The organism is Microbulbifer maximicatervae (SeqCode) (genome assembly GCF_052468095.1).
In genome coordinates, this window is the sequence record NZ_CP174332.1 from 464,657 (window position 1) to 488,588 (window position 23,932).

Below are 23,932 nucleotides of genomic sequence, written 5' to 3' on the forward strand. Positions count from 1 at the left end.
AAAAATGGATCAGGATTCCCCGGTGTTGTTTTCCCGGCGCGGCGCCCTGGCGATCGCGACACTAAACCTCCCCAAGGCTCTCAATGCCTTAAATTCATCCATGATCGATCTGTTGTCGGCCCAGCTGGACCGCTGGGCTGAAGACACTGAAGTTGCAGCAGTCTGGATCGATGGCAGTGGCGACAAGGCGCTGTGCGCTGGCGGCGATGTGGTGGCGCTGTATCGGGAGTCCGCCGCCTATGGTGAGACACCGGACTACGGCTTCACCACCGACTTCTTCTCCCGCGAATATCGCCTGGACTACCAGATTCACACTTACGCCAAGCCCGTCGTGGTGTGGGGCGGTGGTTTCGTGATGGGAGGCGGTATCGGCATTATGGCGGGAGCCAGCCACCGGATTGTGACCGAAACCACTCGCATGGCAATGCCGGAGATTACGATTGGTTTGTTTCCCGATGTGGGGGGCAGCTGGTTCCTGAATCGTATGCCCGGGCGCCTCGGGCTTTTCCTGGGGCTGACCGGTGCGCAGTTTAATGGTGCCGATGCCCTGTTTACCGGTATGGCGGACCGTATGATAGGCCAGGATCAGCGGGAATCAGTCTTGTCTGCGTTAGCGGAGCTCAGTTTCGGTGAAAACCTGGAAGTCAATCACCAGTTAATTAGTAATTGCCTTAAATCCCAGGAGCTGCCCCTTCTGGAGCGGCCTGAGTCTGCTCTGCGAGAGCATTATGACCAAATCCAGCAGCTTACCGATTTTGCCACCTTGCCAGAGGTTTGTGCCGCCATCAGTGCATACCAGGGTGTGGATAAGTGGTTGCAGCGGGCAGCTGCCACTTTGGCAGGTGGCTCTCCGCTGACACCCTGGATTGTGTGGGAGCAATTACAGCGGGCTCGACACCTGTCCCTGGCGGATATCTACCGCATGGAGTTGGCACTCGCGGTAAACCTCTGTGCCAGTGGCCACTTCAAGGAAGGGGTGCGCGCGCTGTTGATTGATAAAGACCGCGAACCCCAGTGGCAACCTGACGGCTTGGAACAGATTACACCTGCGCAGGTGGAAAGCTGCTTTGAGGGACCCTGGGCTGGTGAGCACCCGCTGGCCGACCTGTAGATATCGTATTTACCGAGCGTCCCGGGCTGTTAATCGCCAGGGATACCAACAACAAAATAGGGAGTGGCTTTTATGGAAAAGATAGCCTTTTTTGGTTTGGGTAATATGGGTGGCCCCATGGCCGCCAACTTGGCGAAGGCCGGCTATACCGTAGCGGCATTTGATTTGAGCCCTGTTGCTCTGGAGCAGGCACAGCGAGACGGCTGCCTGCCTTGTGACAGTGCCCAGCAGGCTGTTGAGGGCGCGGATATCGTAATTTCCATGTTGCCCAGTGGCGACGCGGTGAAAGGGCTCTACCTGGGAGAGGCTGGGCTGTTGCAGCAACTCCCGGCCGATACCCTGATTATCGACTGTTCGACTATCTCTGCAGAGGATGCCTGCCTGGTCAGCCAGGCTGCCGGGGAGCATGGGTTGAGAGCGATAGATGCTCCGGTATCCGGTGGTACAGCTGCGGCACAGGCGGGGACGCTTTGCTTTATGTGCGGCGGGGATGAAGCGGCATTTGATGCAGCGCGGGCCCTGCTGCAGGTGATGGGCAGTAAGATATTCCTCGCCGGTGCTGCCGGTGCCGGGCAGGTGGCAAAGATCTGCAACAATCTGTTGCTCGCGATCCATATGACCGGTACCGCAGAAGCTTTACAGCTGGGAGTGGATAAGGGGCTGGATGCCAAGGTACTGAGCGATATTATGCGGGAAAGTTCGGGTAATAATTGGTCCCTGGCTAACTACAATCCCTACCCGGGCACTATGGAGAGCGTGCCTTCGGCAAAGGGTTATGCCGGCGGTTTCAGTGTGGCATTGATGCTCAAGGACCTGGGACTGGCTATGGATGCCGCCTCAACCAGTGCATCCTCTACTCCGATGGGAGCCCTAGCGAAAAATCTTTTCCAACTGCATGGCGCTAGTGAGGAAAACCAGCAACTGGATTTCTCCAGTATTCAGAATATGTTCCGGCGCCCAGCGGGCAGCCTTACTTAGCGCCTGTTTAAAGGCCTTGCACCACAGTCTGGCAATGTCGGCAGTGGTGCAGTTTTGGCCTGGTTTGTTTGCCCTTAATCCTGTCACCTAAAGAAAAAATTTGCGGTAGTTCTCAATTTGGCAAGATCGTATCAAATACAGTTGAGTGCTCGGTTCCCTCGGACTTTCTGAGCCGCTATCTTCCCCGCCCCTTCCCGGAAACGGGTCTCCCTTAAACAGCGCAATTATCTTGCTGCTGCACATTCCAATGGATTTTTTTCCAGGTAATTCGGCAGCTTGATTTGGATCAAGCAGCCTCAGGCAGCCAGCGAGTAACCTGTCCGCGACTTGTGATTGTGCCTGGAGGGGGGCCCTTCCTGAGTCGGGAAAAATGCCTAATCGCTTTATGGAGAAGTTAATGAATCGTATAACTGCTTGTGCGACAGCCGCTTTGACCGCCGTACTTTCTGCACCCGCACTGGCCTATGAACAAGGCAGTTTAATTCTGCGCGGTGGCATGGCCACTGTAGCACCCGATGCTAATTCCAGCGTACTTTCCTTGAATGGAACCGGCATCGACCAAACTGGTGTTGATGTGGATAACGGTTCCGCACTGGGCCTGACCGGCGTCTACATGTTCCGCGATCACTGGGGTTTGGAACTGGTTGCCGCAACGCCGTTCAGCCACGATATCGAAGTTGTTGGGGAGGGCCTGGGCAGTTTCAACCTGGGGGAAACCAAGCACTTGCCGCCGACTCTGTTGGTTCAATGGTATCCGATGGAGCCACAGTCCAACATTCAGCCGTATGTTGGCCTGGGTGTGAACTACACCGCTTTCTTTGATGAAGAAATCAGCAGCACCGCCGATAGCGCTTTCGAAGGCCTTGGCGCCACCGGTGATGCAGAACTGTCCCTGGACAATTCATTTGGCCTGGCAGCAGAAGCCGGTATCGATTTTACCTTCGGTGCCGATCAACGCTGGCTGTTCAATATGTCTGTGTTCTGGATGGACATCGAGACCGACGCCAAAGTCAAAGTACCTGGCCTGGGTGAAGTGACTGCCAATGTGGATATTGATCCGCTGGTTTACATGGCTGGTCTGGGCTACCGCTTCTAAAAGGTAGCAATAAATAGGTCTGGGGTAGAGCAGTCACTGTGGTTTTCTGGTCGAAGACCCGGTGGCTGCTTTTTTGTTTGTGTCGGATTTCCAAGCAAACTACCGAACGAGGTGTGAATGAATATGAAGCAAGAGATTAAAAGCCCCGTGGGAGGGTTGTCTGAAGAACTCTTATCCCGTTATAGCGGACCCTGCCCGCGCTACACCTCGTATCCTACCGCCGATCGTTTTCACACATTAAATGGAATTGAGCCCTGGGCAGCACTGCAGGATATTCGCAGCTTGTCCCTTTATGTTCATATTCCTTTTTGCCGTTCTCTCTGTTACTTCTGCGCTTGTAATAAAGTAATCACTCACCAGTATGGACTGGCTTCCAGTTATCTGGATCACTTGCTGCAGGAAGCCCAGTGGTACCGGGATAAGGTGGCTGATGTCCCCGTTACCCAATTGCACTTGGGCGGTGGTACGCCGACATTCTTGAGTGATAGTGATATGCGTCGCTTAATGGGAGGGCTGGCTGAAGTTTTTGATTTGCGCCCTGGCGACGGGGTTGAATACAGTATTGAGGCCGATCCACGTACCCTTGAGTTAGAGACCCTGGATACCCTGAGAGAACTGGGTTTTAACCGCTTGAGCCTGGGGGTGCAGGATTTCGATATCGAAGTTCAGCGTTCAATCAATCGTATCTGCAGTGCCGACCAAGTTACGGAGTTGACCGTAGCGGCGCGTGAGCGCGGGTTTGAGTCCATTTCCTACGACCTGATTTACGGACTACCCAAGCAGGGGCTGAGCAGCCTGCACCGCACTTTGGATAAAGTGCTGGAGCTGCAACCGGACCGCATCGCTCTCTATCACTATGCACACCTGCCACACCGATTTAAGGCCCAGCGCCTGATTGATACGGATTTAATCCCTTCTGCCGCAGAAAAAGTGGCAATGCAGCTGGCGGCTGTAGAGCACCTGGGTAAGGCGGGGTATGAATTTTTGGGGATGGATCACTTTGCCCGTCCTGGGGATGAACTGGCTAAGGCAGCCCATGCCGGTATGCTGCAGCGCAATTTCCAGGGTTACACCCTAATGCCGGCAGATGCTTTGGTCGGTCTGGGGGCATCGGCGATCAGCTACAGTCGCGATGGCTACTGGCAAAATTTACATCGCTTAAAAGAATATACTCAGGCGATTGGAGAAGGGAAATCTGCAGCCTGCCGCGGCTGGTTAATGGATGATGAAGATCGTTTGCGCCAGTGGATTATTAGTGAATTAATGTGTCGTTTGCGCCTGGATAAAAAGCTTGTTGAACAGCGTATAGGTGCTTCCTTTGAGGAGTATTTCTCTGAGGAGTTAGCGCGCTTACAGCCTATGTTTGACGATGGTCTAATTTATCAGGATAACGAAAATATTATTGTTACCGAGGAAGGTCGCTGGTTCGTGAGAAATGTTGCCGCTGCATTTGATATGTATTTGCACAGTCAAGAAACAGATGCGAAATATTCACGTGTTCTATAGCTACCGGCAGGAGACTAACGGCTCGACAGCCGTTACAATTGCGGCAAATTAGTTTACCGACCGGTTTAGTATGATGGATTCCTCTACAGCTGTTAGTTGCGGCAACTGTTCAGTCAGGCGTTTGTGCTTGCCAGCTGGTTTGTGTCAGTCTGATATTGATCGGCTAGAGCAGATCACTCGTCGAAAGAAAATAATTAAAGCGGGGGAGACCCTTTACCGAGCTGGCGATCCATTTGCCAATCTCTATGCAATTCGCTCAGGCAGTTTTAAAACTGTGGTGATTGCTGCAGATGGTGACACTCAGGTCACCCACTTCGCTTTACCTGGGGAACTGCTCGGTCTGGATGCCTACAGTACTCGGGTACATCCAAGTTATGCGGAAGCATTGGAAGACAGCAGTGTTTGCCTGCTGCCTTTTACTCAACTGGAAATTTTGGCCCAGCAGGTGACAGCCCTGCAGCAGCAGATTTACAGCATTTTTTCTGAAGAGTTGCGCCAGGAAAACGATATTTTAATGTTGTTGGGCAAGCGCTCTGCCGATACTCGTTTGGCGGCTCTTCTGATTAATATTTCCAGCCGTTACGCTCGCCGTGGATACTCTCACAGTGCGTTTGTTTTATCGATGCCGCGCACTGATATCGCTAATTATTTGGGTTTGACAGCGGAAACTGTCAGCCGGCTTTTCTCGCGTTTTCAGCGAGAAAAATTAATTAAGGTGAGTGGCCGATCAGTTGAGATTATTAATTTAATTGAACTCAGTGAGCTAGCGGGTACTCACTGCGGATATGATGAAGACTGAAATTTGAAATAGTGTCCTGGCTTTATGGTCAGTCAGGACACTACCCAATCCACTAAACTTCAGCAACCGTTTCGATTGCTGATATTGCCTCCGCCCACTTTTCTTTATCTGCCTCTGAAATGTAGCTCGCTTTAAAACTATTCAGGGCCAGTTTTTTCGCCTGCTCTTTAGTCATGCCCAGACTTTCGCTAAGGGCCAGATAATTTTTATTAACGTAACCGCCAAAGTAAGCGGGATCATCTGCATTAACAGTGACACACAGGCCGCGCTCGAGGAGTGACAAAATAGGGTGTTGGTTCATATTGTCGTACACACAGAGTGCGGTATTGGAGAGCGGGCAAACGGTCAGGGGGATATTTTCTGCTTTCAGGCGCTCAATTAGTGCTTCGTCCTCAACGCAGCGAACCCCATGGTCGATTCGGCTCACGTCCAGAAGATCGAGAGCCTCTACGATATAATCGGCAGGCCCCTCTTCACCGGCGTGGGCAACTCTCTCAAGCCCTAGCTCTTTGGCCATAGCAAATACTTTCTGAAATTTGCTGGGTGGATGACCCAGCTCAGAAGAGTCCAGCCCTACACCTTTTATTAAGTTGAGGTATGGTTTTGCCGCTTCCAAGGTGGCAATTGCTTCCTCTTCACTCAGGTGGCGTAAGAAGCACAAAATAAGGTGACTACTTATTCCCCACTCATTTCTTGCATCATCAAGAGCGCTGTTAATACCCTTGATAACCACACCGATATCAATGCCCCTCTCTGTATGGGTTTGGGGGTCAAAGAAGATCTCTGTGTGGACAACATTGTCTTCACGACAGCGCTTGAGATAAGCCATGGTCAGATCATAAAAATCCCGCTCATGGATCAGGACCGAAGCGCCTTGATAATAAATATCGAGGAAGGACTGTAAATTATGAAATTTATAGGCTGCTTTAATTTCCTCAATACTGGAAAAGGGAATTTCAATATTGTTGCGCTTGCTCAACTCGAACATTAGCTCCGGTTCCAGTGAACCCTCGATATGGAGATGAAGCTCGGCTTTTGGCAGTGCTTTCAAAAAGTTCAAATCGGCAATGGACATAGAAATACCTTGTTGCGGGACTACCTGTGACTTGAATGCGCCGGAGGCTATCCAACATTCCGACTCACAGAAACTGTCTGGGCTATAGAAGGGCGCTAATGGTATCAGGTTACGCCCTCTGAGAATAAAGCTGGCGGAGCTTATTTTACGGCTTATTCTGACTCGCCAGCCCTATTGTTTAGCTGCAGCCAGATTAATTGCCAAAAATACACCGATCGGTTTACTTAATGCCATTCATGTGTATACTGCACTGAGTAGTTTACATTTTGAGATTGATTAACGGATACTGAGGATAGAGCAATGAGTAAGGTTGCCTTGATTACCGGGACCTCCACAGGGCTGGGGCAGAGTCTGGCGCTGCAAATGGCTAAGCAGGGGTTTAGGGTCTTTGCCACCATGCGAGATCTCTCCAAGGCCGACCAGCTGATAAATGCGGCTCCTCAGGGGGCGGCTCTCGAAGTGATGGAATTGGATGTAACAGATTCTGACAGTATTCAGAACTGCGTAGATACCATTATCCGGGATGCTGGGCGTATCGATTTATTGATCAACAATGCTGGCGCTGGTTTTGTAAAGACCACTGAACACGCCAGCGAAGAAGAGATACGCTGGGTGACGGATGTGAACTACCTCGGTGTAGTTCGTTGCACTAAAGCAGTTTTACCCTATATGCGCGAAGCTCGCAGTGGACACGTTATCAATATTTCGTCAGTGGGTGGGCTAGTTGGGCAGCCGTTCAATGAGCTGTATTGTGCGGCAAAGTTTGCTGTTGAGGGTTATACAGAGGCCCTGGCAAGTTATATAACCCCTGCCTTTAATATTAATTTTACCGCTGTCGAGCCCGGTGGAATCCACTCAGAGTTTGCCAATAATGTGCTTTCGCAGTTGGAGCGGAGCCAGGGGTATCCCGAAGATGAATACCAGGGGGTCTTCAATCAGTATATTGGTGGTATGAGGTCGCGAAGCCCAGAGCAGACAGCTGAGATATACCAGACATCTGACCAAGTAGCCGAAGTGGTTTTACAAGTGATACAGGCTGAGGAGCCACCTATTCGGGTCAGAACATCCAATTGGGCCAATGAACTTTGCAATTTTAAGAGCGGCTTGGATCAGGATGGCAAAAAACAGCAACGAATGGTAATCGAAAACTTTTTACCTGAGTTTTAATCTTTTAACTTTTAAAGAAATATAAAAGTTGTTTTTAATATGAAACTATCTTTTAACTTTACGAATTTAGCACATAGGGCAAGTTACTAACTACCATGTGTGTCGCTTAGTATTATGGAGTGTGTTTACCAGGACAAGCCGGTTACGAAAAAGTCAAAAAGCTGATTCATGGCCGGTAATAGTATTACTGTCAGTAAAAGAATTTGGTTGCCTAGCTATGACCAAGTCAGCGCAGGCCGTAAGTTGTAGTAACTGTTCAGTCAGGCGTTTGTGCTTGCCTGCAGGGCTGGTGCAGGCAGATATTGACCGGCTTGAACGTGTTACCCGCAAGAAAAAGGTAATTAAAGCGGGTGAAACCTTGTATCGAGCAGGTGACCCTTTCCAAAATCTCTATGCGATTCGCTCTGGAAGTGTCAAAACGGTAGTCATTGGTGCAGATGGGAATATCCAGGTAACACATTTCGCCCTTCCTGGTGAGCTGTTGGGGCTCGATGCTTATAGTAGTCGGGTTCACCCCAGTTATGCGGAGGCACTGGAAGATAGCAGTGTGTGCTTGTTGCCATTTGACCAACTGGAAACCTTAGCTCAGGAAGTTCCAGCATTGCAGCAGCAAATCTATAGTATTTTTTCCGAAGAGTTGCGGCAGGAAAATGAAATCTTAATGTTGTTGGGAAAGCGTGCTGCTGATGCTCGCTTAGCGGCATTGTTGATTAATATTTCCAGTCGCTATGCATGTCGTGGTTACTCCCCCCGTGAATTTGTACTCTCTATGCCGAGAACGGACATCGCCAATTACTTGGGGTTAACAGCGGAGACGGTGAGCCGTTTATTTTCGCGTTTTCAGCGAGATGGACTGGTGAATGTTAGTGGTCGAATGGTTGAAATCCTTGACTTGTTGGCGTTGAGTGAACTGGCCGGAACCCATTGCGGCTACGACTGATATCGGTAAAGGTTTTTCACTTTTCCAATTGATTTTCTGGAACCTATCGCTTCTTTTTTATATCGGCTATTGAGCATGTTGGCGCATAAAGCCTCCTAATTTTAATTTTTATTCCTTGTCTATTTCGGCAGTATCTGGGTCATTTTAGCCAGAATAGCTGCGAATACTGCCGCCCCAAAAGGGTACGATGGTTCTAATTGAGTGCCGCTATTTTAGAAGTGTTTTCTTTTCTCCTTTGTTTAAGAGGGTTTGGCTGTATAGCTTGGATATTTGTAGTTCTCTTGCCTGGTATTTTTTGTATTTCACACCTCTAGCAAATATCCAATAAGCCATAGTAGCCTTTGTCACAGAGCGCTAGTCAGTAAGCCTCAGAAAAATAAGAAGTAAGAGGAAGGGAAGTATGCCTGTCAGAGAATTTGATCTAGTTAAGATTTTTGCAGCGGAAGGAACACAAGTGGGAGATGCTCCCAATCTGGTAATTTCTGCTCACGGTGCAACAACCAAGCAAATTTTTTATCCCAAAGGGCATGGAGGGGATAACCTCTTTTTCTTTTCTCCCCATGGTTACTCTCTAAATGATCCAGGTATTGGTAGCGTCTTGAGTGGCAATGCCAAATATCATGAGTGGGTTGGTAAGGGAAAGGTTTGTCATAACTATACCCTGAGCAAATATCAGGGGTATCACGGGTCAACAACCGGTCAGATTCTAGGCCGCGTTACTCGCCATTTTATTAAAGGTGAGAGCTATGCCGATGTGCAAAAGGCTGTAGATAATGCCCATGAGCACAATGAGAGGGTGCGAAATCTGGATCCCAATAATCCCATGCATCAACCTTATATTAAGAAAGGGGTTAAGCCGGTAATGTCGGCGGACTTATTGACTATTCGCAATAGAGTAAAAATGGATAACCCCACCTTAGTGGATGTTCTAAACATTCTGCATAGAAATAATCTGCACTATGAAAATATCTATTGTTCTTTTTGTCGAAGCGAAGTGAGTTTTAGCAATATCCTTATTGGAACTCCATCCTGGGACAGCAAAATGCAGCGACCAACCACCTAAACGGTGTCTTTTAACTTCGTATTCAATTCTTAAGTAGAGAGAAGATGGTGCCCGTTAAGCTAGAAATGTGAATGCATTTTTATTATGGGTCACCATCTACCAATTTGTTACGGCTCACTTTTTTGAGCTTTGAGCTTTGAGCTTGCCAGGCCTGTACTGCTTTCCTCAATTCCTCCTTATTTTTGTCATATTTATTTCCCACCCCACTTACTTGACTAATGCTTAGTCCAAAAAATTTTCCTCTTCGTGACTAATGTCAAAAATCATGCAATAAAACTTGAGTGTGGATGGTTGGTCATAGTAGGTTGTTAGTACGGTTGTTTTGTTTGGAGGGGTGACCCTCTTATTTCTGTACTCGACGTTAGATAGGTGTCATATGCCTGTTCGTGAATTTGATTTAGTCAAAATTTTTGCACCGGAAGGTACCAATGTTGGGGATGCGCCGTCCCTGGTGATTTCTGCCCACGGTGCCGCAACCAAGCAGGTTTTTTATAATAAAGGCCACGGTGGCGATAACCTGCTTTTCTTTGCACCTCACGGTTACACGTTGGAAGATCCTGGACTACAAGATGTTGTAGATGGGAAAGCAAAAGTTCATGAGCATATTGGCAAGGGTAAGATATGCCGTAACTATATGTTGAAAAAATTCCAGGGGTACCACGGCAGTACAGCCGGACAGATTTTTGGTCGCCTATCGCGCCGATTTATTAATGATGGTGAGAGTTACGCTCAGATTCAGAATGTTGTGGATGAAGCCCATAATCACAATGTGAAAGCTATTCGGAATCAGGCAAGACTGCAGCAATATGACTTAAATGATCCCTTTCAAAAGTCTCTGTATGACGCAAAGGTTGGTGCTTCTTTGTACACCACAAAGATGGAAGCTAACTTCTTGACGATTCGAAATAGGCACAATCAAAAGAGTCCAACCCTGGCTGACGTGCTTAATATTCTGCATCGGAATAACTTACACTATGAGAATATTTACTGTTCTTTTTGCCGTAACGAGTTGAGCGTAGGTAATCTTATATTGGGAACGCCTTCCTGGGACAGTAAAAAGAGGAAGGTGAATACTTAGAAATAAGTAACTGAGTAATTTTCGGGTAAAAAAAAGGGGGGCGTAAACGCCCCCTTAATCCACTACTTATCAGGAGTGTGTGGAGAAAGCTAATTCCTTTTCAGATTCCTTGTGACCAATACCCGTCTTCCTTGTTTCCTGTAGCCAATCCATGGCCTCTTGTTGCTGTTTGAAATAGCGGACTTCACCGCTAACAAACCAGCTCCCGACTTTTGTGGCTATTTGCTGCCACTCCTCATCCCCAAGTACAGCGACATGCGAGAATTCATTGCCGTGCTTTAAGGCCAGCTTGAACTCATCCCAGATCGCGTGCATCCCCCAGCCCTCGAAATCCCGGAGATCAATCAGCAATTGAACCTGAGGTTTTTTTACCCCTTCCAGAGCATATTCTAATAGTGGTGTTATATGCTCATAATCCTCATGGGTTAATTCACCAATTGCCTTTATGTAAAGGAAAAATTCATCATTTATGCGTTCCATGCCAATGGATATGCCGTGGCGTTTAAACTGCATTAATATTTCCTCCCTGCTGTTTTAGTGACCTAAGCTAATGCCTGCGCGGGCATTTGATGTTGTGTCAGATCTTTGTGCAGGGACTCGTAAATTTTTCTGGTTGCCCTGTCGAAATATCTGCAGCTTAATTCACTGACCTGTTTCTGAATATAAATCCAGTCGGTAGTCCCCAGGTACTGTTCGATCTGTGGGAAAATAGATTTATTTTCCAAGGCCATATGCTTGCGTTGCAGCTTCAGGTAGGTGTTGCAAGCTCCTTGCAGCACTCTCCGTTCAACGGTCGCATCATTGGCAATAGCGTAAAATAAAGCGCACATGTGTTTTGTCGCTGCGGCTATATTTTCATGCTGCATTTGCGCTTCGTAAATTGATTCCCTGTCATGTACTGGCTTAGTCAACAGCCGGGAAAATATTAAGTCCTCAACTGGGTGGTGATACCTATCCGGGTATGCCGATAAATAATCCAAAGCATCAAGGATCAGTGACAAGGTGTTTGGATCGCGGTCGCCGCAGCCAAAAAGATCCAGGAGTAATTGCTCAAAGGCATTGAGCAACTCTTGCATATGTTTATGGTCACAGCACAGTTGTCGGTAGATGGCATTCATCCCAGACCTCCGCGATTTGTCGATGGGTCTATTGTTGCCATATGTACCAATCCAAAGTTGATTTGGATCAAGTGAGGGGGACTTAGTGGGACTCAAGGTGGAATTTACCGCTACCTACTCAGGGTAGGGCTGGGGTTATCAATAGGTATGAGTCTGACCATGCCGCTGAATTCCTTGGGTCAACTCTTATCTGTACCTCGTTGTATTTGACCACAAGATAAATTAAACCTATTTTCGAGTAGCCCTTTCTTCAGTTTTTTCCACAAGTACGCTCTTCTGTCGGACCTAGATAAGGGTGTGTCTGATCCTTCATATTTTAATAATTTCTAATGACGTGGTGTTGCACATTTAAGCATGCTGCGATGTTTCCCGTTGTTCAATAAATTTATTGGTGTTGAAGTCGTAGGTTGTCATCAAATTATTCCGCAGCGCTCTATTTGTGTGTCACGACAAAGTTAATGCAACAGGATGGGAGTGTTAATGAAAATAGTTAAGGCTGGTATAGGTGTGCTGGCACTCGTTGTTTCAGCGGGCGCAATTGCCGAGGGCGCCTACTGGGGGGGCGTGGCCGGAATAGCTGATTTTGATTTCAAGGGGGTCGATAATCCACTGAATTTGGGACTGCGAGCAGGTTATGTGCGGGCCTCGGGTTTTGGGGTGGAAGGTGAATATACCAGTTCACTATTAAGTGGTGAGACTGAGGCTTATGGTCGGAATGTGGATGTAGACATACGTATTCTTGCTACTTATGCGACTTACAGAACAGAGGGGGACTGGTACCTGAAAGGACGCCTGGGCCTTCTCTATGAAGACGTTTCTGTTGGCAGTGCAAGTAGTGATGACTTGGGTGTCAGCTTAGGGGCTGGAATTGGTTATAGCCTGAATGAAATTTATCATCTGGAGCTTGAGTACACCGTACTAGAGAAGGATGTCAGTTATTGGTCAGGCGGGTTTAGCCTGAGGTTTTAATTGCCCCTTCCTAAGTTTGAATAGGTGACACCTCTTTTTAAAAGTTCCCAGGTTACATACTGACCTGTCTAAGTGAACACTTGTGCCAGTTGATTGTGCCCCTATAATCCCTGCCCTTTGATCAGACTTCGAGATTTAAGGGGAAGATGGTGGGCTTTAATCTCAAGGCAATGGCTGCAGTTACCGCTCTGTTGTGTTCCGCTACCGCTTATGGGCAGGGTGCGTATATCGGTGGCGTCTTCGGTGCTTTGGATGTTGATGCCAGGGGGGAGAGTCCTTTAAATGGGGGGATTCGAGCCGGTTATACCTGGGGTTCTGGCTGGGGATTCGAGGCAGAAGTCACCGACTCTGTCATTAATGGTGAGTTCGACTACTACTGGTACGATTACAACTACTCCCTGGCAACGCAAGCTGTTTATGCCACCTATCGCAGCCCGGGCAACTTTTATCTGAAAGGTCGTATCGGCTACCTCCATGAGGAGTTGGAGATAGATAATTGGGAGAAAGAGTACTCGGATAACGGGGCATCTGCCGGGCTCGGGGCTGGTTTCAAACTGACCGACGAGGCGACCCTGGAACTGGATTACACCATCATTGAGTCCGACGTGAATTACTGGTCTGGCTCTGTAGTGTACAAATTCTGACCGTCTTTTTAAGGTGGACGGGTTGGTCCCGCCACGTCTCTGCATTTGCGCATTCATGCTGCCCTTGGTGTACAATGCGCGCCTTTCTAAAATGCCCAGAATGCATTGAGCAGTAGGGCCATCCCACGCTGGGAGCCTTTGGTCCTACTCATAAGTCTGGGCGCTGTGGTATCGAGTTTTACAAGCCTCTACTCAAGCCCGCTTTACCGAGGGAACACCATGTTTGATTCATCTGTCACTTTAGCTTCTTACGACCCGGAAATTTGGGAAGCCATCCAGGAGGAAGACTCTCGTCAGGAAGACCATATCGAGTTAATCGCCTCTGAGAACTACACCAGCCCAATGGTAATGGAAGCTCAGGGCAGCAGCCTGACTAACAAGTATGCCGAGGGCTATCCAGGCAAGCGTTATTACGGCGGTTGTGAGTACGTGGACAAAGTGGAAACCCTGGCCATTGAGCGGGCCAAGGAGCTGTTTGGTGCTGATTACGCCAATGTGCAACCGCACTCAGGGTCACAGGCTAATGCGGCTGTTTACCAGGCGCTCTGCGCCCCAGGTGACACTGTACTGGGCATGAGTCTGGCCCACGGTGGCCACCTTACCCACGGTGCCCGCGTTAACTTTTCCGGCAAGATCTACAATGCAGTGCAGTACGGTCTGAACCCGGAAACTGGCGAAGTGGATTACGAGGAAGTTGAACGCCTGGCGCTTGAGCACAAGCCGAAGATGATCGTGGCTGGTTTCTCTGCCTATAGCCGAGTGATGGATTGGGCGCGTTTCCGCGAGATCGCTGACAAAGTGGGTGCTTACCTGTTTGTGGATATGGCTCACATTGCAGGCCTGGTTGCCGCTGGTGAGTATCCCTCCCCAATCTCCCACGCCGATGTTGTGACTTCTACTACTCACAAAACCCTGCGTGGCCCCCGCGGCGGTATCATCCTGGCGCGCGCCAACGAAGAAATTGAGAAGAAGCTCAACTCCGCTGTATTCCCCGGTGGTCAGGGTGGCCCGCTGATGCATGTGATCGCGGCGAAAGCGGTTTCTTTCAAAGAGGCCATGACCTCTGAATACAAGGCCTACCAGAAGAAGGTTGTGGAAAATGCCCGCGCAATGGCGGAGACCTTCCTCGATCGCGGTATCAACATTGTATCCGGTGGGACCGATGATCACCTGATGCTGGTTGACCTGATTGGCAAAGAGTACACCGGTAAGGATGCGGATGAAGCCCTGGGTAACGCCAACATCACCGTTAATAAGAACGCGGTACCCAATGACCCGCGCTCTCCTTTCATTACCAGCGGCCTGCGTGTCGGTACCCCGGCAATCACTACTCGCGGCTTTGGTGTAAAGGAAACCCAGCAGCTCACTCACTGGATCTGCGACGTGCTGGATGCACTGGAGAAAGGTGATGTTGAAGCAACTATCGCCGATGTGAAGCAGAAAGTTCTGGGTATTTGCGCAGAGTTTCCTGTGTATAAAAAAGGCTGATCAGCATTGCTGACAAAAAAGCGGCTCATAGAGCCGCTTTTTTTATGTGTCCCTGTTGAATTTGCGATGCACTGTGGCTGTGCGTGCCGCGGTCACACAGTGCAACGGCTGTGGTAAACTGCGGTCCATTTTCCATTCCGGGGATAATCCCACATGCACTGTCCGTTCTGCAGCGCAGAAGAAACAAAAGTAGTCGATTCCCGATTGGTGGCTGAGGGCGACCAAGTACGCCGCCGGCGCGAGTGCCTGGAGTGCCACGAGAGGTTTACCACATTTGAAACTGCGGAGCTGCTGCTGCCGCGAGTGATCAAGCAAAACGGCCAGCGCGAGCCGTTTAATGAAGACAAGCTGCGCGCGGGTATTCAGCGCGCTGTGGAAAAGCGCCCGGTGAGTATTGAGCGGGTGGAGTCGGCGGTATCTCAAATAAAACACGCCCTGCAGGCGACCGGAGAACGGGAGTTGCCGGCGCGTGCTATTGGTGAATTGGTGATGGAGCAGCTGCGTGAGCTGGACCAGGTGGCCTATGTGCGCTTTGCTTCTGTCTATCGCCGTTTTGAGGATGTCAGCGAGTTTAGAGAAGAGATTGAGCGACTGACCAGTAAGGGATCGAAGACAGAATGAGTCAAACTGTTGTACACAGTGCGGAAGCACTGATGGCCCGCGCTATTCAGTTGGCAGAGCGCGGTCTCTACACCACTATGCCGAATCCGCGAGTGGGCTGTGTGATTACTGACGGGGATGGCAATGTTGTCGGCGAAGGTTGGCACAAGCGGGCCGGCGAACCCCACGCTGAGATCGAAGCCTTGAGTGATGCCGGCGACCTGGCTCAGGGGGCTACGGTTTATGTCACTCTTGAGCCCTGCAGCCATACCGGCCGCACAGGTCCCTGTGCCGAGGCGTTGGTAAAGGCCGGCGTGGCCCAGGTTATTTACGGAATGCAGGACCCGAATCCGAATGTCAGCGGTGCCGGATTGCAAATATTGCGCGATGCTGGGATCGAAGTGGAAGGCCCCATCCTGGAAGAGAGGTGTCGCGCTCTAAATCCTGGCTTTATCAAGCGTATGACCCTGGGACTGCCCCTGGTGCGAAGCAAATCCGCCATGAGCCTGGATGGGCGCACCGCTATGGCCAGTGGGGAATCAAAGTGGGTATCGGGCCCTGCGGCTCGCGCCGATGTACAGCGCCTGCGCGCTCGCAGTTGTGCAGTGATCACCGGGGTTGAGACGGTGCGCTTCGACAATCCCAATCTCAATGTGCGCGCCGATGAAATGGCACTGGAAATGCTGGCCGCAGAGCGAGCCGCCGAAGTGCAGCCGCTGCGGGTAATTGTTGACAGTCAGCTGCGCACCCCAGCGAGAGCCTTTATTTTGCAGGGGGATGCCCCCACATTGGTGTGCACGACAGAGCGCGCGGAGGCCGAGCGTCGCGAGCGTATTGAGAAAACGGGTGCGGAAGTCGTGGTTTTACCCCACGACAAAGAGGGCCGCGTAGACCTGCTCGCCCTGCTCAAGGAGTTGGCGCGACGCCAGTGCAATGAAGTTTTGGTAGAGAGCGGTGCGACCCTCTCTGGTGAATTCCTCTATCGTGGCCATGTCGACGAAATAATTGTTTATATGGCGCCAAAACTGCTGGGTAGCACCGGGCGGCCGCTGTTTGAACTGCCTATCGAGCGTATGGGCTCGATGCTGCCGATTACGATTACCGATATGCGCGCAGTTGGTCACGACTGGCGCATTACTGCAACAACCGATATCGAGCGCTGATGTTTACCGGAATTATTGAAGCCTTAGGCGAGATTGCAGAGTTAAAACCCCAGGGCGGCGACCTGCGTGTGCGTGTGCGCAGCGGTAAGCTGGATCTGGGTGATGTGCAACTGGGGGACAGTATTGCCACCAATGGTGTTTGTCTCACGGTTGTTGACCTGCCCGGTGATGGTTACTGGGCGGATGTCTCTGCGGAAACCCTGGATGTGACAACGGTGGGCCGCTGGAAAAAAGGCGACCGGGTCAATCTGGAAAAAGCACTGACACCCCAGACCCGCCTGGGTGGACACATTGTCAGCGGCCATGTGGATGGTATTGGCGAGGTGGTATGGCGCAAGTCCGAGGCTCGCGCCGAGCGGTTCCGCCTGCGCGCACCGGAAAACCTGGCTCGCTATATTGCCCATAAAGGGTCTATCACCGTCGACGGCACCAGCCTCACGGTCAATGCCGTGGATGGGGCTGAGTTTGAACTCACCATAGTGCCACACACGTTGCAGGAAACGATTATGGCCGGTTATACCGCCGGTACTCGGGTCAACCTGGAAGTGGACCTGATTGCGCGCTACTTGGAGCGGCTACTCCTCGGTGATGAGGCAGCCAAGCCTAGTGGTGGGGGCATGACCCTCGAATTTTTGGCCCAGAACGGGTTTTACAAGCGCTAAAGATGGGCCGTGCACCACGGCGAAAACAGCAGCGATAGCCGCTCTATTTGCAATTGATAAATTTATCCAGAGTTAACCATGGAACTAAATACGGTTGAAGAACTGATCGACGATATCCGCCAGGGCAAAATGGTAATCCTGATGGATGATGAAGATCGCGAGAACGAGGGCGACCTGGTGATGGCTGCGGAGCAGATTCGCGCTGAAGACATCAACTTTATGGCCACTCATGCCCGTGGCCTGATTTGTATGCCCATGTCCAAAGAGCGCTGTGAGCAGTTGGACCTGCCACTGATGTCGCGGGACAACGGAGCCCAGTTCAGCACCAACTTCACCGTATCCATTGAGGCGGCAGAGGGTGTCACCACCGGTATTTCCGCCGCCGATCGCGCGCGTACGGTTCGCGCCGCTGTGGCCAGAAATGCCAAGCCCAGCGATATTGTACAGCCCGGCCATATCTTCCCCATTATGGCCCAGCCCGGCGGTGTATTAAGCCGCGCAGGCCACACCGAAGCCGGTTGCGACCTGGCCCGCCTGGCGGGTTTTGAGGCGGCTGCGGTGATTGTTGAGATTATGAATGAAGACGGCACCATGTCCCGCCGCCCGGACCTGGAAAAGTTCGCGAAAGAGCACAACCTGAAGATCGGCACTATCGCCGACCTGATTACCTATCGCGCCCTGAATGAGAAAACCGTCGAGTGCGTTAATGAGCGCAAGGTGCGCACCGAGTTCGGTGAGTTCAAGCTGCGCACTTATCTCGATAAGGCCCGCCGCGAACGCCACTTTGCCTTTGTTAAAGGCGACCCCACCCCAGAAGAGCCGACCCTGGTTCGTGTGCATGTGGGAAATACTCTGCGCGATGTGCTTACGATTCAGCGCGGCGATGAAAAATTCACCCCGTGGACCTTCCGCCGCGCGATGCAGCGTATTGAAGAAGAGGGTAAGGGTGTTGTGGTACTGATCTGCCACAACGAAACCACCGAAGAAATCGAAGAGAGTATTGATTGGCTGATCAGCGGCAAGCAACAGCGCCCCAGCCAGGACCTGGTGTACAAGCAGGTAGGTACCGGTTCGCAAATTCTGAGGGATCTCAAGGTGCGCAAAATGCGCCTGATGAGCGCACCGTTCAAGTTCAGTGCTATTTCCGGGTTTGACCTGGAGGTAGAGGAATACCTGAACGTAGAGGCGCCGCAACCCTAATAAAAGAGTAACAATACTGAAGCGCCGCTACTGTCCTGATAGCGGCGGCGATAGACAAGAAATACGGATTGAAAATTATGAGCAATATTCAAGTGATCGAAGGGGACTTTGTCGGCAGTACGGGCAAATACGCACTGTTGGTGAGCCGCTGGAACAGCTTTGTGGTTGAAAGCCTAAAGGATGGTGCACTGGACACCCTGCGCCGCAAGGGTATCAAGGATGAAGATATCACTATCTACTACGCCCCGGGCGCATTCGAATTTCCCCTGGCGGCACAGAAGCTGGCTGAGACTAAAAAGTTTGATGCCATTATTGCCCTGGGCGCGGTTATCCGTGGTGGCACCCCGCACTTTGAGTATGTGGCTGGCGAGTGCACCAAAGGCCTGGCTCAGGTATCCATGAATACTGGCATTCCCGTCACCTTTGGCGTGCTGACAGTGGACTCCATTGAGCAGGCTATTGAACGCTCAGGCACCAAGGCTGGCAACAAAGGTTGTGAAGCCGCCGAAACCGCCCTGGAAATGGTTTCCCTACTCGGCAAGATTTAATTGCCGGCGCGCCGGCACAAAAGGTGTGTCGGTGCAGCCCATTCTGTGAAGTATCTACCGGAAAAGACAATGACCGTAACTGCATCCGCCCGCCGTAAGGCACGTCACTACGCCATGCAGGCGCTCTATCAGTGGCAGATGGCCGGCGCCAGCCTTAATTCCATTGAGGCCGAGTTTCACGCCGATAATGATATGAGCAAAACCGACGTGGAATATTTTCGTGATATTTTCCACGGCGTAGCGAAAAACCTTGATGAGGTAGAGGGCGCTTACACGTCGCACCTGGATCGCAAAGTGGAAGACCTGGACCCTGTATCCCGCGCGCTCTTGCGCATGGCCACTTACGAGCTGAAAAACCGTATCGATGTACCTTACAAGGTTGTCATTAATGAGGCGGTGGCCCTGGCGAAAAAATTTGGTCCCACCGATGCCTTCAAGTTTATCAATGGCATTTTGGATAAGACCGCTGCGGACCTGCGCTCGGCAGAGGTAGCCGCAGACAAGAAGGGCTGAGCCAGCAATTATGTCTAAAGCGCCGGGGGAGTTTGAGATCATCCGCAATTACTTCGCCCGCGCTCCCCAGGGCGAAGGTGTAGCCCTGGGGATTGGCGATGACTGCGCGCTATTGCAAGCACCTGTCAGCGGGCAGTTGGCCACTTCTATGGACACCCTGGTAGCAGGTCGTCACTTCCCCGCAGGTGCTGACCCATTCATGCTTGCGAGCCGTGCACTGCGTGTGAATATCAGTGACCTGGCGGCAATGAATGCCCGCCCACTCTGGTTTACCCTTGCCCTGACCTTACCCGATAGCGACTCCGTTTGGCTGGAGAAATTCGCCAGTGGCCTGCTGGAAACTGCTGGTAAGTTTGGGGTTTCCCTTGTGGGTGGTGACACTACCGCTGGCCCCTTGTCCATTACTATTCAGGTTATCGGCCATACCGAAAAGCCCCTCCGGCGGGATGGCGCTTCTGTCGGCGACAATATTTATGTGAGCGGCCCACTGGGCGCTGCCGCAGCAGCCCTGCCCGTTGTTTTGGCAGAGCGGAATGTGACTGAGTCAGTGCGGCGGGAAGCGGAGCAGGCTTTCTATTTTCCCGAGCCGCAATTAGAAACTGCCAACGCGATTGCAGGCATTGCTACCAGTGCGTTGGATATTTCCGACGGATTACTGGGGGATCTGGGCCATATCTGCAAAGCGAGCGGTGTGGCAGCAGAAATAAACCTGGAGTCTCTGCCCATAGCCCCCCTAGCCAATCGATTGGCAGCTGATACTGCCGTAGAGCTGGCGGCCTGTGGAGGGGATGACTACCAGCTTTGTTTTACCGCACCGGCAGCCGCAGTTGAGCAAGTTCGTCAACTGGGTTTTACACCCATAGGGAAACTCGTTGAGGGGGAGCCGCAGGTACGTTGCTCCTATCACGGCAATCCCTGGGTTGCTCAATCGCCAGGCTATAGGCACTTTTAAGTCATTGTGTAGACCATAGTGCCTTTGTGAGAATTCAATAATATGAGCATTAACAACCCGACATTTTCCCAGCTGTTGCGCGATCCCACCTTACTGTTGGCATTTGGGTTCGGCTCCGGGCTGGCACCCAAAGCGCCGGGTACGTTTGGTACCCTGGCAGCGATTCCTTTTTGGTGGTTGATGAAGGATTTGCCTCCATTCTGGTATCTGGCCATTGTGTTTGTTACCGGTGTGGTAGGTTGCTATCTATGTGGTGCAGCTGCCAAGAAAATGGGAGTTCACGATCACGGCGGTATTGTTTGGGATGAAATGGTGGGCTACTGGCTCACCATGTTTATGGCTCCTGCAGGTTGGGCTTGGGCGCTATACGGCTTTGTCCTCTTCCGGATATTTGATATTGCCAAGCCCCCGCCCATTGGCTGGGCTGATCGCAAGGTGCAAGGTGGCGTTGGGATTATGCTCGACGATATACTGGCCGCCGTTTATGCGTCCCTGGTACTGCAATTAACGGCGTGGGTACTGGGCGCTTAGATTGATAGGGAAGATCAATGCGCAGCTATTTTGTATTTTTTTTAAGTCTCTTGATTGCTCTGAGTGCTAATGCACAGCAGGTTCAATTAAAGGGATTATTTGGCGATAGCGCCATGCTGGAAATTGATGGCCGCCAGAAAATTCTTAAGGCGGGACAAAAATCCCCAGAGGGTGTCACCCTGTTGGAAGCGACTACTCGTTATGCACGGATTAGTGTGTCTGGACGGGAGCAAAAGCTGACCTTGGATGCACCTATAGCAACCAGTTTTGCCAAGGCGGCGAAAGCAGAAGTACGGCTTCCCGCCGATAGCCGTGGACATTATTTAACAAATGCCTGGGTCAATGGCCTGAGAGTGCCGATGATGGTGGATACCGGCGCTACCAATATTGCTATTAATTATCCTACCGCTCGTCGCCTAAGGCTGAATCTGGATAATGCCGAGGAAGTACTAGTCTCTACTGCTAATGGTATTACTAGCGTTTATCGAGTGAATCTTAGCAGTGTCACCATAGGTGGAATCAAAGTTCACAATGTTGATGCGACAGTTCATGCCGATGACTTCCCCCAGGTGGTACTTCTTGGCAACAGCTTTCTCAGCCAGGTTGATATGGAACAGCAGGGCGGTGTGCTGGTACTGCGCGCCCGACACTGATTTAAAGAGGTATAAAGTTGACCATTCGTTTTGTGGAATCCTCAAAACTACCCACCTCTTGGGGTATGTTTGAGATGCACGGTTTCGAGGAAGTGGAAACCGGAAAAGAGCACGTGGTGCTCACCATGGGTGACTTCGATACCGAAGAGCCTCTGTTGGCCCGTATTCATTCTGAGTGCCTGACCGGAGATGCACTTTTCTCCCTGCGCTGTGATTGTGGTGCCCAGCTACAACATGCGATGCATCGCATAGCGATGGAGGGGCGTGGAGCTATTTTCTATCTCCGCCAGGAGGGCCGCGGTATCGGTCTGTTAAATAAGATTCGCGCTTACCACTTGCAGGATTGTGGTGCGGATACGGTGGAAGCCAATGAGCAGTTGGGCTTTGGCGCCGATATGCGGGATTACTCGATTCTGAAAGCAATGATCAAACACCTGGGTATCCATGCCATTCGCTTGATGACGAATAACCCGCGCAAAGTAAAAGCGCTGGAGGACTTGGGCATCAATGTGACTGAGCGCCTGCCGCACCAGTCCGGACGCAATCCCCACAATGCCAAGTATTTGTCCACCAAAAAAGGCAAACTTGGTCACTTGATCGAAAATGAGGATGAAGAAGGAAAAGAGGAAAACTAACTTTCACTTTTCTTGAAGCACCCCAATAAAAAAGGCCGGAGTTATCCGGCCTTTTTTATTTTGTAGAAATTAATTAAAACTGGGTTCGAATATTTTAATTTCGCTATTAAACTTTTCAGAAGCTTTTAATTCTTAAAGACCTTGCCCCCTTTCATCACAAAATCCACATCTAAAAGTTCATCGATATTATCCAGTGGCGAGCCATCGGTGGCGATAATATCGGCGTACTTACCGGACTCAATGGTGCCCAGTGAATCGCTCATATCGATCAGGTCGGCGGCGTTAACGGTAGCGGATTGCAGGATGGCCATATTGTCCATACCGGCTTCACTCATCAGTACCGCCTCGCGGGCATTGATGCCGTGCTTGGATACACCTGAGTCGGTACCGAAAGCAATTTTTACTCCGGCATTGACCGCTTTACGGAAATTGCCGCGCATGTCTGTGCCAACACGAATGGCTTTTTCCTTCTGAGCCTCAGATAAGACATCGGTATTTTTTGCCAGCTGTACCACAGTATCGCCGGCGAGAAGTGTCGGAACCAGATAAGCGCCGGTTTCTTTAAATAACTTATGGGCGCGGGGACCTGCGTAGGTGCCGTGCTCAATACTGTCTACACCAGCCTCGAGTGCGGCGATAATGCCTTCTTCCTGATGCGCATGACTGGCCACCTTGCGGCCCATACGTTTGGCTGCAAGGACCACCTCTTTTAACTCATCCATTTCCATCTGCTGACCAGTTCCGGTAGCGCGATCGGTGAGCACACCACCGGTAGAGGTAATCTTGATAAAGTCAGCACCATATTTGATCGCATGGCGGGTCGCGCGTCGGCACTCGTAGGGGCCGTCGCATACAGTTTTGGTCTTGTCATCATGCAGCTCCATTAGCTCTGGACTGACACCGCTGATATCTGCGTGGCCACCAGTTATTCCCACCCTGCCGGCTGCAACAATTCGCGGGCCATCTACCCAACCTTTATTGATCGCATCGCGCATCGCATACATTTCTTCACCACTGTTACCAGCATCGCGCACAGTGGTAAAACCAGACTCCAGGGTTCGCATGGCAAACATTTGCGAGCGCATCTGGGTCAGCGGCATGGACATCTTGAGAGCCTCGGTATCATTTTTAGGGCCCAGCTCACCTTGTAAATGCACGTGCATATCCATTAAGCCCGGCATTACGAAACTATTCTTAAGATCAATGACTTCAGCGTTATCCGGGCTTACATAACCGGATCTGACAGCACTGATCTTGCCGTCCTCGATAATTACACTTTGCTCTTGCAAAGGTTTCTCACCGGGAACGGCGAGGAGTGTGCCTGCATGGATAACAGTAGTTTTTGCCAGTGTCGCGGATGAGAGAAGAGTTGCGATGCCGCAGAGAAGGAGACGCTTCATGATTTGTACACCTATTTATTATTTAGGTACACGCTAAATCAAT

Annotated in this window: 26 protein-coding genes; 22 read left to right on the forward strand and 4 right to left on the reverse strand. The window is 50.8% G+C overall.

Annotated features, from left to right (window positions below; translation table 11 throughout):
* The first annotated feature begins 4 nt into the window (after positions 1 to 4).
* The 5 genes from ACJJIL_RS02000 to fnr (ACJJIL_RS02020) all read left to right on the forward strand — a co-directional run bounded on the left by ACJJIL_RS02000 (position 5) and on the right by fnr (ACJJIL_RS02020) (position 5,490).
* A complete protein-coding gene (locus ACJJIL_RS02000; RefSeq protein ID WP_445361087.1) occupies positions 5 to 1,111 on the forward strand; it encodes an enoyl-CoA hydratase/isomerase family protein in 1,107 nt (368 codons plus the stop codon).
* Between the two features lie 72 nt (positions 1,112 to 1,183).
* Positions 1,184 to 2,089 carry a 3-hydroxyisobutyrate dehydrogenase gene (gene mmsB, locus ACJJIL_RS02005; RefSeq protein WP_445361088.1) on the forward strand — a complete coding sequence of 302 codons (906 nt, stop codon included), beginning with the start codon at positions 1,184 to 1,186 and terminating at the stop codon, positions 2,087 to 2,089.
* A gap of 397 nt (positions 2,090 to 2,486) precedes the next feature.
* Complete coding sequence (locus ACJJIL_RS02010) at positions 2,487 to 3,185, forward strand: OmpW/AlkL family protein (RefSeq protein ID WP_444896042.1); 699 nt, start codon at positions 2,487 to 2,489, stop codon at positions 3,183 to 3,185.
* 123 nt (positions 3,186 to 3,308) lie between these two features.
* A complete protein-coding gene (hemN, locus tag ACJJIL_RS02015; RefSeq protein WP_445361089.1) occupies positions 3,309 to 4,691 on the forward strand; it encodes an oxygen-independent coproporphyrinogen III oxidase in 1,383 nt (460 codons plus the stop codon).
* Positions 4,692 to 4,764: 73 nt separating this feature from the next.
* Positions 4,765 to 5,490, forward strand: a complete 726-nt coding sequence (fnr, locus tag ACJJIL_RS02020) for a fumarate/nitrate reduction transcriptional regulator Fnr (RefSeq protein WP_444916193.1) — start codon at positions 4,765 to 4,767, stop codon at positions 5,488 to 5,490.
* Between the two features lie 52 nt (positions 5,491 to 5,542).
* Here the strand turns inward: fnr (ACJJIL_RS02020) and ACJJIL_RS02025 are convergent, their stop codons facing one another.
* The gene (locus ACJJIL_RS02025) at positions 5,543 to 6,565 is read right to left on the reverse strand and encodes an adenosine deaminase (RefSeq protein WP_445361090.1); all 1,023 of its coding nucleotides are present in this window, start codon (positions 6,563 to 6,565) and stop codon (positions 5,543 to 5,545) included.
* A gap of 300 nt (positions 6,566 to 6,865) precedes the next feature.
* Here ACJJIL_RS02025 and ACJJIL_RS02030 point away from each other — a divergent pair, with 300 nt between their 5' ends.
* The 4 genes from ACJJIL_RS02030 to ACJJIL_RS02045 all read left to right on the forward strand — a co-directional run bounded on the left by ACJJIL_RS02030 (position 6,866) and on the right by ACJJIL_RS02045 (position 10,813).
* Positions 6,866 to 7,732 carry an SDR family oxidoreductase gene (locus ACJJIL_RS02030; protein ID WP_444940706.1) on the forward strand — a complete coding sequence of 289 codons (867 nt, stop codon included), beginning with the start codon at positions 6,866 to 6,868 and terminating at the stop codon, positions 7,730 to 7,732.
* A gap of 217 nt (positions 7,733 to 7,949) precedes the next feature.
* Positions 7,950 to 8,672 carry a fumarate/nitrate reduction transcriptional regulator Fnr gene (gene fnr, locus ACJJIL_RS02035; RefSeq protein WP_444896046.1) on the forward strand — a complete coding sequence of 241 codons (723 nt, stop codon included), beginning with the start codon at positions 7,950 to 7,952 and terminating at the stop codon, positions 8,670 to 8,672.
* A gap of 400 nt (positions 8,673 to 9,072) precedes the next feature.
* Positions 9,073 to 9,735: a putative adhesin gene (locus tag ACJJIL_RS02040; RefSeq protein WP_444907215.1), complete on the forward strand. Its 663-nt coding sequence runs from the start codon at positions 9,073 to 9,075 to the stop codon at positions 9,733 to 9,735.
* A gap of 376 nt (positions 9,736 to 10,111) precedes the next feature.
* Entirely contained in the window at positions 10,112 to 10,813 is a 702-nt protein-coding gene (locus ACJJIL_RS02045; RefSeq protein ID WP_444911558.1) for a putative adhesin, read from the forward strand.
* A gap of 69 nt (positions 10,814 to 10,882) precedes the next feature.
* Here ACJJIL_RS02045 and ACJJIL_RS02050 read toward each other — a convergent pair whose 3' ends face one another.
* Positions 10,883 to 11,326 (reverse strand): SpoIIAA family protein, encoded by a 444-nt coding sequence (locus tag ACJJIL_RS02050; protein ID WP_282931190.1) that lies wholly within the window; start codon positions 11,324 to 11,326, stop codon positions 10,883 to 10,885.
* A 29-nt stretch (positions 11,327 to 11,355) separates the two neighbouring features.
* Complete coding sequence (locus ACJJIL_RS02055; RefSeq protein WP_444940707.1) at positions 11,356 to 11,931, reverse strand: hemerythrin domain-containing protein; 576 nt, start codon at positions 11,929 to 11,931, stop codon at positions 11,356 to 11,358.
* A 480-nt stretch (positions 11,932 to 12,411) separates the two neighbouring features.
* On the opposite strand from ACJJIL_RS02055, the gene ACJJIL_RS02060 reads away from it, so the two are divergent.
* From ACJJIL_RS02060 to ribA, 13 genes are all read left to right on the forward strand, one after another.
* Complete coding sequence (locus ACJJIL_RS02060) at positions 12,412 to 12,900, forward strand: outer membrane beta-barrel protein (protein WP_445361091.1); 489 nt, start codon at positions 12,412 to 12,414, stop codon at positions 12,898 to 12,900.
* A gap of 146 nt (positions 12,901 to 13,046) precedes the next feature.
* Positions 13,047 to 13,544, forward strand: coding sequence for a porin family protein (locus ACJJIL_RS02065; protein WP_445361092.1), 498 nt, complete (start codon positions 13,047 to 13,049; stop codon positions 13,542 to 13,544).
* A gap of 219 nt (positions 13,545 to 13,763) precedes the next feature.
* Positions 13,764 to 15,032, forward strand: coding sequence for a serine hydroxymethyltransferase (glyA, locus tag ACJJIL_RS02070; protein WP_445361093.1), 1,269 nt, complete (start codon positions 13,764 to 13,766; stop codon positions 15,030 to 15,032).
* A 153-nt stretch (positions 15,033 to 15,185) separates the two neighbouring features.
* Positions 15,186 to 15,653, forward strand: a complete 468-nt coding sequence (gene nrdR, locus ACJJIL_RS02075; RefSeq protein WP_108734577.1) for a transcriptional regulator NrdR — start codon at positions 15,186 to 15,188, stop codon at positions 15,651 to 15,653.
* Entirely contained in the window at positions 15,650 to 16,795 is a 1,146-nt protein-coding gene (gene ribD, locus ACJJIL_RS02080) for a bifunctional diaminohydroxyphosphoribosylaminopyrimidine deaminase/5-amino-6-(5-phosphoribosylamino)uracil reductase RibD (protein ID WP_445361094.1), read from the forward strand. Before nrdR ends, ribD begins: the two co-directional genes overlap by 4 nt.
* Positions 16,795 to 17,457, forward strand: coding sequence for a riboflavin synthase (locus tag ACJJIL_RS02085; protein ID WP_108734575.1), 663 nt, complete (start codon positions 16,795 to 16,797; stop codon positions 17,455 to 17,457). The genes ribD and ACJJIL_RS02085 overlap by 1 nt, the downstream gene beginning before the upstream one ends.
* Positions 17,458 to 17,535: 78 nt before the next feature.
* Positions 17,536 to 18,657 (forward strand): bifunctional 3,4-dihydroxy-2-butanone-4-phosphate synthase/GTP cyclohydrolase II, encoded by a 1,122-nt coding sequence (gene ribBA / locus ACJJIL_RS02090; protein ID WP_413663385.1) that lies wholly within the window; start codon positions 17,536 to 17,538, stop codon positions 18,655 to 18,657.
* 77 nt (positions 18,658 to 18,734) lie between these two features.
* A complete protein-coding gene (ribH, locus tag ACJJIL_RS02095; RefSeq protein ID WP_108735355.1) occupies positions 18,735 to 19,205 on the forward strand; it encodes a 6,7-dimethyl-8-ribityllumazine synthase in 471 nt (156 codons plus the stop codon).
* 69 nt (positions 19,206 to 19,274) lie between these two features.
* Positions 19,275 to 19,718: a transcription antitermination factor NusB gene (gene nusB, locus ACJJIL_RS02100; protein ID WP_282931196.1), complete on the forward strand. Its 444-nt coding sequence runs from the start codon at positions 19,275 to 19,277 to the stop codon at positions 19,716 to 19,718.
* Positions 19,719 to 19,728: 10 nt separating this feature from the next.
* Entirely contained in the window at positions 19,729 to 20,670 is a 942-nt protein-coding gene (gene thiL / locus ACJJIL_RS02105; RefSeq protein WP_445361095.1) for a thiamine-phosphate kinase, read from the forward strand.
* Positions 20,671 to 20,712: 42 nt separating this feature from the next.
* On the forward strand, positions 20,713 to 21,201 hold the full coding sequence (locus tag ACJJIL_RS02110; protein ID WP_445361096.1) for a phosphatidylglycerophosphatase A family protein: 489 nt from the start codon (positions 20,713 to 20,715) through the stop codon (positions 21,199 to 21,201).
* Between the two features lie 17 nt (positions 21,202 to 21,218).
* A complete protein-coding gene (locus tag ACJJIL_RS02115; protein WP_444918235.1) occupies positions 21,219 to 21,854 on the forward strand; it encodes a retropepsin-like aspartic protease family protein in 636 nt (211 codons plus the stop codon).
* 17 nt (positions 21,855 to 21,871) lie between these two features.
* Positions 21,872 to 22,489 (forward strand): GTP cyclohydrolase II, encoded by a 618-nt coding sequence (gene ribA / locus ACJJIL_RS02120; RefSeq protein WP_445361097.1) that lies wholly within the window; start codon positions 21,872 to 21,874, stop codon positions 22,487 to 22,489.
* Between the two features lie 125 nt (positions 22,490 to 22,614).
* Here the strand turns inward: ribA and ACJJIL_RS02125 are convergent, their stop codons facing one another.
* Complete coding sequence (locus ACJJIL_RS02125; RefSeq protein WP_413663381.1) at positions 22,615 to 23,889, reverse strand: amidohydrolase family protein; 1,275 nt, start codon at positions 23,887 to 23,889, stop codon at positions 22,615 to 22,617.
* Between the last annotated feature and the right edge of the window lie 43 nt (positions 23,890 to 23,932).

What these genes read in the sequence shown, in the direction of transcription:
- ACJJIL_RS02000 (WP_445361087.1), top strand. Translation starts at nt 5, where the DNA reads ATGGATCAGGATTCCCCGGTGTTGTTTTCCCGGCGCGGCGCCCTGGCG.
- mmsB (WP_445361088.1), top strand. Translation starts at nt 1,184, where the DNA reads ATGGAAAAGATAGCCTTTTTTGGTTTGGGTAATATGGGTGGCCCCATG.
- ACJJIL_RS02010 (WP_444896042.1), top strand. Translation starts at nt 2,487, where the DNA reads ATGAATCGTATAACTGCTTGTGCGACAGCCGCTTTGACCGCCGTACTT.
- hemN (WP_445361089.1), top strand. Translation starts at nt 3,309, where the DNA reads ATGAAGCAAGAGATTAAAAGCCCCGTGGGAGGGTTGTCTGAAGAACTC.
- fnr (WP_444916193.1), top strand. Translation starts at nt 4,765, where the DNA reads ATGGATTCCTCTACAGCTGTTAGTTGCGGCAACTGTTCAGTCAGGCGT.
- ACJJIL_RS02025 (WP_445361090.1), bottom strand. Translation starts at nt 6,565, where the DNA reads ATGTCCATTGCCGATTTGAACTTTTTGAAAGCACTGCCAAAAGCCGAG.
- ACJJIL_RS02030 (WP_444940706.1), top strand. Translation starts at nt 6,866, where the DNA reads ATGAGTAAGGTTGCCTTGATTACCGGGACCTCCACAGGGCTGGGGCAG.
- fnr (WP_444896046.1), top strand. Translation starts at nt 7,950, where the DNA reads ATGACCAAGTCAGCGCAGGCCGTAAGTTGTAGTAACTGTTCAGTCAGG.
- ACJJIL_RS02040 (WP_444907215.1), top strand. Translation starts at nt 9,073, where the DNA reads ATGCCTGTCAGAGAATTTGATCTAGTTAAGATTTTTGCAGCGGAAGGA.
- ACJJIL_RS02045 (WP_444911558.1), top strand. Translation starts at nt 10,112, where the DNA reads ATGCCTGTTCGTGAATTTGATTTAGTCAAAATTTTTGCACCGGAAGGT.
- ACJJIL_RS02050 (WP_282931190.1), bottom strand. Translation starts at nt 11,326, where the DNA reads ATGCAGTTTAAACGCCACGGCATATCCATTGGCATGGAACGCATAAAT.
- ACJJIL_RS02055 (WP_444940707.1), bottom strand. Translation starts at nt 11,931, where the DNA reads ATGAATGCCATCTACCGACAACTGTGCTGTGACCATAAACATATGCAA.
- ACJJIL_RS02060 (WP_445361091.1), top strand. Translation starts at nt 12,412, where the DNA reads ATGAAAATAGTTAAGGCTGGTATAGGTGTGCTGGCACTCGTTGTTTCA.
- ACJJIL_RS02065 (WP_445361092.1), top strand. Translation starts at nt 13,047, where the DNA reads ATGGTGGGCTTTAATCTCAAGGCAATGGCTGCAGTTACCGCTCTGTTG.
- glyA (WP_445361093.1), top strand. Translation starts at nt 13,764, where the DNA reads ATGTTTGATTCATCTGTCACTTTAGCTTCTTACGACCCGGAAATTTGG.
- nrdR (WP_108734577.1), top strand. Translation starts at nt 15,186, where the DNA reads ATGCACTGTCCGTTCTGCAGCGCAGAAGAAACAAAAGTAGTCGATTCC.
- ribD (WP_445361094.1), top strand. Translation starts at nt 15,650, where the DNA reads ATGAGTCAAACTGTTGTACACAGTGCGGAAGCACTGATGGCCCGCGCT.
- ACJJIL_RS02085 (WP_108734575.1), top strand. Translation starts at nt 16,795, where the DNA reads ATGTTTACCGGAATTATTGAAGCCTTAGGCGAGATTGCAGAGTTAAAA.
- ribBA (WP_413663385.1), top strand. Translation starts at nt 17,536, where the DNA reads ATGGAACTAAATACGGTTGAAGAACTGATCGACGATATCCGCCAGGGC.
- ribH (WP_108735355.1), top strand. Translation starts at nt 18,735, where the DNA reads ATGAGCAATATTCAAGTGATCGAAGGGGACTTTGTCGGCAGTACGGGC.
- nusB (WP_282931196.1), top strand. Translation starts at nt 19,275, where the DNA reads ATGACCGTAACTGCATCCGCCCGCCGTAAGGCACGTCACTACGCCATG.
- thiL (WP_445361095.1), top strand. Translation starts at nt 19,729, where the DNA reads ATGTCTAAAGCGCCGGGGGAGTTTGAGATCATCCGCAATTACTTCGCC.
- ACJJIL_RS02110 (WP_445361096.1), top strand. Translation starts at nt 20,713, where the DNA reads ATGAGCATTAACAACCCGACATTTTCCCAGCTGTTGCGCGATCCCACC.
- ACJJIL_RS02115 (WP_444918235.1), top strand. Translation starts at nt 21,219, where the DNA reads ATGCGCAGCTATTTTGTATTTTTTTTAAGTCTCTTGATTGCTCTGAGT.
- ACJJIL_RS02125 (WP_413663381.1), bottom strand. Translation starts at nt 23,889, where the DNA reads ATGAAGCGTCTCCTTCTCTGCGGCATCGCAACTCTTCTCTCATCCGCG.